The sequence below is a fragment of the Alteromonas stellipolaris genome (assembly GCF_001562115.1).
Taxonomy (GTDB): Bacteria; Pseudomonadota; Gammaproteobacteria; order Enterobacterales; family Alteromonadaceae; genus Alteromonas; species Alteromonas stellipolaris.
On the sequence record NZ_CP013926.1, the window covers coordinates 593,863 to 603,996 of the forward strand.

The window sequence follows — 10,134 nt, forward strand, 5'->3', positions numbered from 1 at the left end:
GAGGTATAGAATGGACTGGCTTTGGCCCGCGCTAGCAATAGTGCTTATTGTAGAAGGCATAGGCCCTTTGTTATTCCCTACACGCTGGCGCTTATACTTATTACAAATAAGCCAGATGCAGACCAATCAACTACGACAAACCGGCGGTGTATTGGTTGTCATCGGTGTGGTTTGTCTTTTTTACTTGTCACAATAAGTCTAATTGCGTAACTAAAAATAGTTAGAGTATACAGATGCTTAGCGAGTTACAGACTGAAAAAGACCATGAGTTTCCAATAACTGGCGCATTTTTGCGCATAAAACAGATGATAAAGGGTATAAAATTTTGATAGAATCCCCGCCTAATTTTCTTACACAATATGATTCATGGCAAAGAACGTTGTGGTACTCGGCACTCAATGGGGTGACGAGGGTAAAGGCAAAGTAGTAGACCTACTTACTGATCGTGCAAAATATGTGGTTCGCTATCAAGGCGGTCACAATGCAGGTCATACTCTAGTAATCGACGGTGAAAAAACCGTTCTTCACTTAATCCCATCAGGCATCCTGCGTGACAACGTTACCTGTATTATTGGTAACGGCGTAGTACTTAGCCCAGACGCACTAATGACTGAAATGACTATGCTTGAAGAGCGTGGCGTTCCGGTACGTGAGCGACTGAAAATCAGTGAAGCATGCCCGCTTATTCTTCCTTATCACATTGCTTTAGATGTAGCGCGTGAAAAAGCCCGTGGTGCTAAAGCGATTGGTACTACCGGTCGTGGTATTGGTCCAGCATACGAAGATAAAGTAGCTCGCCGTGGTTTACGCGTAGGCGATTTATTCAATGCAGAAGACTTTGCAGCTAAGCTCAAAGAAGTACTTGATGTACACAACTTCACATTGACTAAATACTATGGTGAAGAAGCCGTCGATTTCGATGAAACCTTAAAAGGTGCCCTGGCCGTTGCTGATATTCTTAAAGCGATGGTGGTTGATGTTACTGACGAACTAGATAAAGCCCATAAAGCGGGCTTGCCAATCATGTTCGAAGGTGCGCAAGGTACATTGCTTGATATCGATCACGGTACGTATCCTTATGTTACGTCTTCTAATACCACAGTTGGCGGCGTAGCCACCGGCGCTGGTTTTGGTCCGTTAAAGCTAGATTATGTATTGGGTATTGTTAAAGCGTACACAACACGTGTAGGTTCTGGCCCTTTCCCTACTGAGCTTGATTGCGAAGTGGGTAATCATTTAGGCGTTAAAGGTCACGAGTTTGGTGCAACTACAGGCCGTAAACGCCGTACTGGTTGGTTTGATGCTGTAGCAATGAAACGTGCCGTACAGATTAACTCGATTACCGGTTTTTGCTTAACCAAATTAGATGTACTTGATGGCTTAGAGTCTCTACAAATTTGTATCGGTTATAAGGATGCAGACGGTAACGTGAAAGATGTTCCTCCTATGGCGGCTGACGGTTACGATAAAGTGACCCCAGTGTATGAAGAAATGCCAGGTTGGAGCGACAACACGTACGGTGTAACGACGTTTGAAGGTTTACCACAAGCTGCAAAAAATTATATTCAGCGCCTTGAGCATCTTACCGGTGTTCCTGTAGATATCGTTTCTACCGGCCCTGATCGTAACGAGACGATTGTTTTACGCAACCCATACGACGCGTAAACTAGCCCCGTCTAGTTAGGCTATTTGAAAGCCCGGTACTTATTTTAAGTACCGGGCTTTTTTGTGTAGGCAATAAACTGAGATTGAGGTAATAATTAAACATTAATTAACAAAATAATTGGGTTGTGGTTTATTGCCCTCATTACTATAAGATAAATATTGGCTTATTCGGTTGCGCCTGATCTTGAATTTAAAAACCAGCAGGTCAACAGTCTTCACATGCAGGTGGAATGTATTATGTCTAATCAACCAACGCTTCACGCCGTAGAACCCAGTTTTTGCTTTCTCGATACGGTAGCTTCGCTTCAAACTAGTTTTAGATCTGGCAAAACCCGCTCATTAGAATGGCGTAAGAGTCAATTAGATGCCCTAAAGCGACTGTTGATTGAAAACGAAAAAGAGATCTTACAAGCACTCCATCAAGATTTAGGCAAAAGCGAAAGTGAAGCTTACGTGGCCGAACATGGCTTTTTGCTATCGGATATTAAACATACCCTTAAACATTTAAATAAATGGATGCAGTCTCGTAAGGTATCAACTCCGCTTATTGCATGGCCGGGTAAGAGCTTTCAGCAACCAGAGCCTTTGGGTACAGTGCTTATTATAGGCGCGTGGAATTACCCTCTTCAGTTGTTGCTAGCGCCTTACATTGCGGCATTAGCGGCAGGTAACTGTGCGGTGTTAAAACCATCCGAATTATCTGTTGAAACCTCAACGATTGTGGCAAAACTTATTCCTCAATATATGGATACTTCGTGTGTTCAGGTGATTGAGGGCGGGAAGGAAGAATCGTCGGCATTACTTGCGTGTAAATGGGATCATATTTTCTACACCGGCGGCGAGGCGGTTGGCAAAATTGTTATGTCTGCTGCCGCTCGGCATTTAACCCCAGTTACGCTAGAACTGGGTGGTAAAAGCCCCTGTATTGTTGATAGCACTACCAACTTGAAAATTACTGCGCGCCGAATTGTATGGGGCAAATGGATGAATGCAGGGCAAACCTGTATCGCGCCCGACTACGTGCTAGTGGTGAAAGGCTTTGAACAAAAGTTAATAGACGCTATTAAAAAAGAGCTTAAATCCCAATTTGGTAAAAACCCTTTTTCGTCGAATGATTATGGAAATATCATCAATACCCGCCATTTACATCGATTACAAGGCTACCTCGATGGGGTTAATGTGGTTTACGGTGGCGATGTAAATGAAGCAAGACCCGCGATGACGCCCACATTGGTGCTCGACCCTGCGAAAGACAGTGCCATCATGCAAGAAGAGATTTTCGGTCCTATCTTACCCATAGTGCCCGTGAGCTCTATCGATGAAGCCATCGGTTTCGTTAACGACAGACCTAAACCTTTAGCCCTATATGCCTTTAGCGAAAGTGATAAAGTACTGAATAGTATTATTGAAAAAACCAGCTCTGGCAGTGTTTGCACTAACGATACGATGATATTTATGACTAACCCAGAACTTCCCTTTGGCGGCGTAGGTAATAGCGGTATGGGCAGCTACCATGGCCAAGCTGGGTTCGATACCTTTAGTCATTTAAAAACAGTGATGAAACGGGCTTTCGCGTTGGATGCACCCGTACGCTATGCACCGTTTTCTAAATTCAAATTATCGTTACTGAAGAAATTCTTATAGGATTCAATATATGGCGCAGCCGTTTCATTTAGCAATACCGGTTAGTAATCTTGCTAATGCAGAAGCTTTTTATGGAGAACTGTTAGGCTGTGAAAAAGGCCGCAGTGATAGCCAGTGGATTGATTGGAATTTTTTCGGTCATCAGTTGGTGACACACTGTGTTGAAAAGATGCCGTCACCGCCTTCCCATAATGGAGTTGATAGTCATGCTGTGCCTGTGCCGCATTTTGGCGTGGTGCTTGATATGCCGCAGTGGCAGGCGCTAGCCGACAAGGTAAGCGCTGCAGATATTGAATTTGTTATTGAGCCCTATATTCGGTTTAAAGATCAGCCGGGCGAGCAAGCTACTATGTTCTTTATGGACTACTGCGGTAATGCACTGGAGTTCAAAGCATTTGCCTCTATCGAACAGTTATTTGCGACTGATTAAAATCGATTTAACCCTGAGCGCTTTCTAGGTCGAAAGCGCTGCCACAACAGCACTATTCCAGTTAGCGTAAAAAGCAATGCGCCGGCGGAAAAGCCAATCAATAGTGGGTGATTGAAGTCACTGCGGTCTTCATAATCCATGATATGCAGCATCCACATAAAATCGAATAACCGCCAGGTGTCTGTTCTTACACGAAGTACGCTACCAGTGTTTGGATCGATATAAAGCCGTGTGTTTTCAGTATCATTAAATTGCACTTGCCAGATAGGCGAGGGAAGCTGCTGCACTTCTTGAGGTAACGTGGAAATAAAATCTATTTCACTCAAGGTGCCTGTCCCCGCGTATTGAACATTAGCGGCTTTTTGAATTTGTGTTTCGCTTAGTGGTGCCAAAATGGTCCCATTCACGGCATTGTAGCGAACAGTGGTGTTCTGCTGAGCCCCGTTTCCAGATATAGCTTCAGAGACTGTATAGACAGGTATTGCACGAGGTTTATCTTCATTCACAATCAACCGCTGGCTTAACGCTAATGTGGCGTCAGCACTATGAGAAGCAAGAACAGATTGTGGAGATTGAGTCGCGTGTTGCCAATTTGCTTGAAAGGTATGGCGAAGGTGCGCCCCGCGAACATCTTCAATAGGTAGCCACGCCATCACCAGACCACTGGCGAACCAAAGGGTAATTTGAATCGCCAGTATAAGCCCCAGCCAATTATGAACTGTGCGACATAGCTTATACATGGCTATTCCTTTCTTATGATTTAACAGTGCTTAACGTGCAGACACTATGCTTTTACCGCGCCCACTTGCTTCTGAAGCGGCTTCTACACCTTGCGCTGTACGCTTAATTAAGTGCACATCACCAAAGCGGCGGGCATCTATTGTGTAGCCCATGTCCGTTAATTCAGCCAATGTTGCCTCATCAAACCCAGGATGAACACGAATGGTATCTTTAGGTAGTAATTGGTGATGAAAGCGAGGAGCGTTAGCAGATTTTGTGGCATCAAAATCAAACAATAATGCGTTTAATAACGACTGTGCTACCGACGAAATAATGGTTGTGCCACCTGGTGAACCGGTTGCTAACACCACATCATCGCCCTGTTTTACAAGGGTAGGAGTCATTGAAGATAACATGCGCTTATAGGGCGAAATAGCATTAGCTTCTCCCCCAACAGCACCAAAGAAATTGGGTACGCCAGGCTTAGCACTAAAATCATCCATCTCATCGTTAAGCAAGAACCCGGCCCCAGCCACTACCACGCCACTGCCAAAAGTAAGGTTAATGGTGGTGGTATTAGCAATCGCGTTGCCCCATTTATCCATAATTGAAAAATGGGTGGTGTCTTCACTTTCTTTTAGGCCAGGTTTAACACTTGGCGTATCTGAAATACTATTGGGTTGAATAAGCGATGCGCGAGCCTTGATATAGTCAGGGGCAACAAGCTTAGCAACCGGTACTTCAACAAAGTCAGGATCGCCGAGGTATTCCGCTCTATCGGCAAATACGCGTTTACCAATTTCAGACATGACATGCAGGTATTCGGCGCTGTTATGTTCTGGCAGAGTATGATTGCTGCCGTAGCTTTCTAGCATGCCAATCCACTGCGCCACAGCTACGCCGCCTGAGCTTGGTGGCGGCGCTGTTACTAGGGTGTAACCTTGCCAATTAAGTTCAAGAGGTTTACGCCATACTGCTTTATAAGCCGCAAGGTCACTGTGGTTAATTAGCCCACCGTTTTCTTGCATAAAGGAAACAATTTTCTTGGCAACTTCGCCTTGGTAAAATCCATCTTGGCCATGCTGTTGAATCGCTTTCAAGGTAGTGGCTAATTCAGGCTGTTTAAACAAGGTATTGGCTTTAGCGTGTTCAAAGTAACTAGCAAAGTTGCTGTTTAAACCTTGCTCGCGGGTACGAGCTAAATAGCGAGTAATGTTACTGGCAAGTTTGTCAGGTACTAGAAAGCCATTTTCAGCCAGTTCAACTGCAGGCGCCACAAGGCGGCTCCACGGTAAGCTGCCGTACTTTTGATGCGCTGCCCACATGCCTGCAACCGTGCCTGGAATACCTGCTGCTTTCGCGCCAAAAAGTGATTCGTAAGGTTTCACATCCCCCTCGTCATCCAAGTACATATCTCGATGTGCATCAGACGGTGCCATTTCGCGGTAATCAAGAAAGTCAGTGCTGCCTTCAAACGCAATGGTCATAAAGCCTCCGCCGCCCACATTACCTGCTTCAGGTAGGGTTACTGCCAACACAAACTGCGCCGTAATGGCAGCATCTACCGCATTACCGCCGTCTTCTAAAACAGCATACGCGGCGTCGGCACTAAAGGTATCGGGCATCGCGACGGCTTGCTGTTGAGTTTGCGTTACTTCAACGCCTGTTTGACTACACGCTGTCAGAATTACAAATGAGAACAGAAAAAACGTTTTCTTCAACACCGTCTAACTCCTTAAAATTGAAAAACTTTGATAAAACTTACTATTAGAACTGTGAAAAATAGACTTAGCGTTAGCCTATCGTGGCTCGCACTAGCCAATCATAATAATGCTGGCAATGAGATAACCCACCAAAGTTAACCCGCCTGCCACAAGCGCGTAAGGAAACTGGGTTTTTACATGGGTTAATACGTCACAACCAGCGGCTAACGACGATACGGCAGTGGTATCGGAAATAGGCGAACAGTGATCGCCAAAAATACCACCACCTAAAATAGCTGCAACCACTAACGAAGGCGGTAATCCAAGGGTTTGAATTAGTGGCACGCCAATAGGAATAAGAATGGCAAATGTGCCCCACGAGGTGCCTGTGGTAAACGACATCACCGCCCCTGCAATAAACAACATAGGTACGATGAAAACAAGGGGTAGGTATTCACCCACCACACCGGCAACAAATACGCCAGTGCCTAAGTCTTTTAAACTATTCCCTAAGGTAAGAGACAGCAGCACAATGGTGACGAGGGGAAGCAATTCCCCCATGCCTTTAAAGCCGATTTCCACGGCTTCTTTATGGGTGAAGCGTTTGTGCCAAAGTAAAAGGCCATAAGCGATAGCGGTGGCAAGTGCCGTGGCATAAAGTACAGATTTACTGCCACTGCCTTCAGATAAAGTGCCGTTGCCGGTCCAAAACATAAAGCCCACCATGCTTAATACCATGGTAAGCAATGGCACTAACATGTAACGCGCTTTGGTGGCCGTTTCTGTTTGTTGGGGAATGTCTGTCTTCGACAGGGTTTTCTCTTCCACTGCCAATGGGCCGTGCACTTTGTCTGCAGCTATGGTGTAAGCCACAATCAGCAAGGTAAAAATAGCGTAGAAGTTAAAAAACACGCTGCCCCATAATATTGAGGCTGATGAAGCTGGCAGTTCGTAGGTGTCGAGCAAGCTTAATATGAATGCACCCCAACCATTGAGTAAAATGAGTATGCATACTGGTGCGCTGGTGGAGTCGATAATGTACGCTAAGCGGGCGCGGCTCATGCCGAAGCGGTCGAATAACCCTCGGGCAAAAATACCTGCCGTTAGCACACTTAAATTCGATTCTATAAATACCGCAATACCGGTAAACATAGTAAGGCTGCCAACTTGTTTCTTATTCTTAGCTACCCCTTTACCAACTAAGTAGTTAACCGTAGCCGTTACTCCGCCAGAGTCGCGAATAAATGCTAATAGCGCGCCTACTAATACAGAAAATAGAATGACTCGGGTATTACCTGGGCTGGAAGCGGTATCGACTACGCGTTCTATAGCATTTATTGGAGCAAGAAAGCTGGTGGCAGGACTTGCTGTTAACAAAATAAGTGCTTCAGAGCACAGCACCGCTAATAGCAATGCCAAGATAACTTCTTTTTTCCAGAATACGACAATGATCGCAACCAATGGGGGGATAATTGATACCCAATCCATACTACTTTCCATACTTTATTATTGTGAAATACTGCCATTCGCTTTAAAGCGAATATCTGAGCTTAAACGTTGATACTAAATTTAAACGACTTTGTTCGTGAATGCGAAGCGAACGACTTGCTAGTAAACGGCACAACGAATAACAATTCATGTGCATTAACATGAGCAATAGCGATAAGCGTACCGCAGAGCACACGGTTAATTCCACAGAATGACACGTATTTATTCTGTATGCATTGGTTTTTGATACCATGGCAATTATTATGCGTATCAAAGCTTAACGTATCGTTGTACTTACCCCGTCAACGGCAAGTAAAATAACAGTAATTGTAAATGTTACTAACAACGCTATTAGCACAACTGCTGGCAATGCTACTGGTATAGCTAAAAAGAATGCCACTGTTCAAACCTTTATTAAAACTTCTAGGATCCTGTTTGCGCCTTTTTCCATTACTCGTCAAATTTTTACCTTACACGTTCTTGCTTAGTCTATGCATGCTCATGCTACCTAGCGCTTATGCGAATGAGCTCAGCCAACAAGACCAAATAAAGAAATCTGTTGGGCAAAAAGTCATTCTCGATTTTCGTTTCTACTGCGATGATGGTACTAGCTCTAACGCATGCAAAAATCCGGTAACCACGCTACCCGATGCGCTTAAAGACCTACTCGTCACCCACAATATTGGTGGCGTTATTTTGTTTTCTGAAAACATTAAAACCAACAAGCAGCTAATAGAGCTGAACTACGCCTTGCAGCAAGCCATGGCAAAAGCGAAGTTGCCACCGCTGTTTATTGCAGTAGACCAAGAAGGGGGGAGAGTTGCTCGCCTACCATCTTCTATGCTAACGCCTTTTCCCGGAAATTTGGCAATAGGGGCAAGCTATTATCAGCACGGCACTGCTTTTGCTGAAAACGTAGCGAAAGGCATTGGCAGTAGTTTGAGTTCCTTAGGTATAAATACCAATTTCGCCCCGTCGGTAGATATTAACAGCGAGCCTAAAAACCCGGTTATTAACGTACGTAGTTTTGGCGGAACGCCTAGCGATGTTGCGGTACTAGGTCAATCTTTTGTAGATGGGTTGCAATCAAGCGGTGTAATAAGTGCTATCAAACATTTTCCTGGTCATGGAGATACACAAACAGACAGCCACACGGGCTTACCCAAGGTTAAACATTCTAAAGCTCAAGCGTTAAAGGGTGATCTATTGCCTTTTAGCCGAATTATCAGTGGTGGTAACCCGCCAGGTATGTTGATGAGTGCACATATCCAGTACCCATCATTAGATAGCACTACCGTAAAAGACAAACAGGGTAGGGTGATGACAATTCCTGCAACCTTGTCCCGTAAGATACTCCATGACGTTCTGCGAAATGAATTGGGTTACAAAGGGGTAGTCGTTACCGATGCATTGGATATGGCGGGCATTGCTAAATACTTCTCTCCCGAAGATGCCATGATAAGAGCTTATCAAGCGGGTGCCGACATCGCCTTGATGCCTTTCACCATTAGAACACCGCAAGATATCAAAGTGTTTGCTGCATTAATGGGTAAGGTAAGTGAGCGAATAAGCAAAGGCGAAATTCCCTCAACACAGCTTGCTACTTCCTTGCAACGCATAGCGTTACTTAAGGCTAAATTTAATGTAAGCAGCTACTCCGAGAAAGCGCTTTCTTGGTGGCTTTCTGACGTAGATAATAAAGCGAAGAAGACAAGAAATATTCAAATTGAGAAAGCGCTTTCTAAAGCGGCGATCACCACGCTTTTTGGCGCTAATAAACTCCCCGTTACACAGAAGACATGGCTGGCATTAATGCCCGATGCGCTCAGATGTTTAGCGCTCGAAAAAAGCTTATCTAGCATTGCGCCTAAAATAGGAATGGCATGTCTGCCGCTTACCAAGCTTCCAAACAAAGCAACCTTTGAATATGCATTAAAGCAGGCCGACCTACTAATAGTGGGAGACATCTCACCCCAACATGCCGTTTACGAAATGAAAGGCTTCGATAACGAAGAAGCCCTAGCTGCACGGGCGCCATTAGGCAATGTACATAATTTTATTAAATCGGCATTGCAGCAAGCTAAAAAACAAGGGCTTAGCACAGTTTTAGTGCCCCTTCGTATGCCCAATATGGCCAAAGAAATGCAGCCACACACCGATATCGCTATTGCTACATTCAGTTACAACGTAGATAGTAATATATACAGCCCAATTTTTGATGCTTTGGTAGAAACCCTATTAGGCTTGAACAGACCTAATGACTATGTGCCGGTTCAGTGGAAGGGTGCTTCAAAGTAGTGTTAGTGTCATAGAGCCGAGCAGATAGAAGGCTCTCAGTAAATTAGCCGCGCATACAAGTGATTGACGCTGTTAAATTAAATTAAGTAATTTGCAGCCGGTATTGTTAGCGGGCTGAAGCAAAAAAAGATAAAAATATAGTGCTATACGGCGAAAAACTAAGTTAATTGTGACTTGGTTATAAGA

At 44.6% G+C, this 10,134-nt stretch carries 8 protein-coding genes; 5 read left to right on the forward strand and 3 right to left on the reverse strand.

Annotated features, from left to right (window positions below):
* The first annotated feature begins 10 nt into the window (after positions 1-10).
* The 4 genes from AVL57_RS02440 to AVL57_RS02455 all read left to right on the forward strand — a co-directional run bounded on the left by AVL57_RS02440 (position 11) and on the right by AVL57_RS02455 (position 3,739).
* Positions 11-196 (forward strand): DUF2065 domain-containing protein, encoded by a 186-nt coding sequence (locus AVL57_RS02440; protein WP_057794241.1) that lies wholly within the window; start codon positions 11-13, stop codon positions 194-196.
* Between the two features lie 170 nt (positions 197-366).
* Positions 367-1,665, forward strand: coding sequence for an adenylosuccinate synthase (locus AVL57_RS02445; protein ID WP_057794239.1), 1,299 nt, complete (start codon positions 367-369; stop codon positions 1,663-1,665).
* A 237-nt stretch (positions 1,666-1,902) separates the two neighbouring features.
* A complete protein-coding gene (locus AVL57_RS02450) occupies positions 1,903-3,309 on the forward strand; it encodes an aldehyde dehydrogenase family protein (protein ID WP_057796398.1) in 1,407 nt (468 codons plus the stop codon).
* A gap of 10 nt (positions 3,310-3,319) precedes the next feature.
* Positions 3,320-3,739 carry a VOC family protein gene (locus tag AVL57_RS02455; protein ID WP_057794237.1) on the forward strand — a complete coding sequence of 140 codons (420 nt, stop codon included), beginning with the start codon at positions 3,320-3,322 and terminating at the stop codon, positions 3,737-3,739.
* Here the strand turns inward: AVL57_RS02455 and AVL57_RS02460 are convergent.
* From AVL57_RS02460 to AVL57_RS02470, 3 genes are all read right to left on the reverse strand, one after another.
* A complete protein-coding gene (locus AVL57_RS02460; RefSeq protein WP_057794235.1) occupies positions 3,736-4,479 on the reverse strand; it encodes a PepSY domain-containing protein in 744 nt (247 codons plus the stop codon). The genes AVL57_RS02455 and AVL57_RS02460 overlap by 4 nt on opposite strands.
* Before the next feature lie 30 nt (positions 4,480-4,509).
* A complete protein-coding gene (gene ggt / locus AVL57_RS02465) occupies positions 4,510-6,147 on the reverse strand; it encodes a gamma-glutamyltransferase (protein WP_231751187.1) in 1,638 nt (545 codons plus the stop codon).
* Between the two features lie 126 nt (positions 6,148-6,273).
* Entirely contained in the window at positions 6,274-7,650 is a 1,377-nt protein-coding gene (locus AVL57_RS02470) for a Na+/H+ antiporter NhaC family protein (protein ID WP_057794231.1), read from the reverse strand.
* Between the two features lie 435 nt (positions 7,651-8,085).
* Here AVL57_RS02470 and AVL57_RS02475 point away from each other — a divergent pair, with 435 nt between their 5' ends.
* Positions 8,086-9,948: a glycoside hydrolase family 3 N-terminal domain-containing protein gene (locus AVL57_RS02475; protein WP_057796396.1), complete on the forward strand. Its 1,863-nt coding sequence runs from the start codon at positions 8,086-8,088 to the stop codon at positions 9,946-9,948.
* Positions 9,949-10,134 lie beyond the last annotated feature (186 nt).

Bases quoted from the DNA above. Each gene is read 5' to 3' on its own strand.
- AVL57_RS02450 (WP_057796398.1), top strand. From the start codon at position 1,903: ATGTCTAATCAACCAACGCTTCACGCCGTAGAACCCAGTTTTTGCTTT.
- AVL57_RS02460 (WP_057794235.1), bottom strand. From the start codon at position 4,479: ATGTATAAGCTATGTCGCACAGTTCATAATTGGCTGGGGCTTATACTG.
- AVL57_RS02445 (WP_057794239.1), top strand. From the start codon at position 367: ATGGCAAAGAACGTTGTGGTACTCGGCACTCAATGGGGTGACGAGGGT.
- AVL57_RS02455 (WP_057794237.1), top strand. From the start codon at position 3,320: ATGGCGCAGCCGTTTCATTTAGCAATACCGGTTAGTAATCTTGCTAAT.
- AVL57_RS02470 (WP_057794231.1), bottom strand. From the start codon at position 7,650: ATGGATTGGGTATCAATTATCCCCCCATTGGTTGCGATCATTGTCGTA.
- AVL57_RS02440 (WP_057794241.1), top strand. From the start codon at position 11: ATGGACTGGCTTTGGCCCGCGCTAGCAATAGTGCTTATTGTAGAAGGC.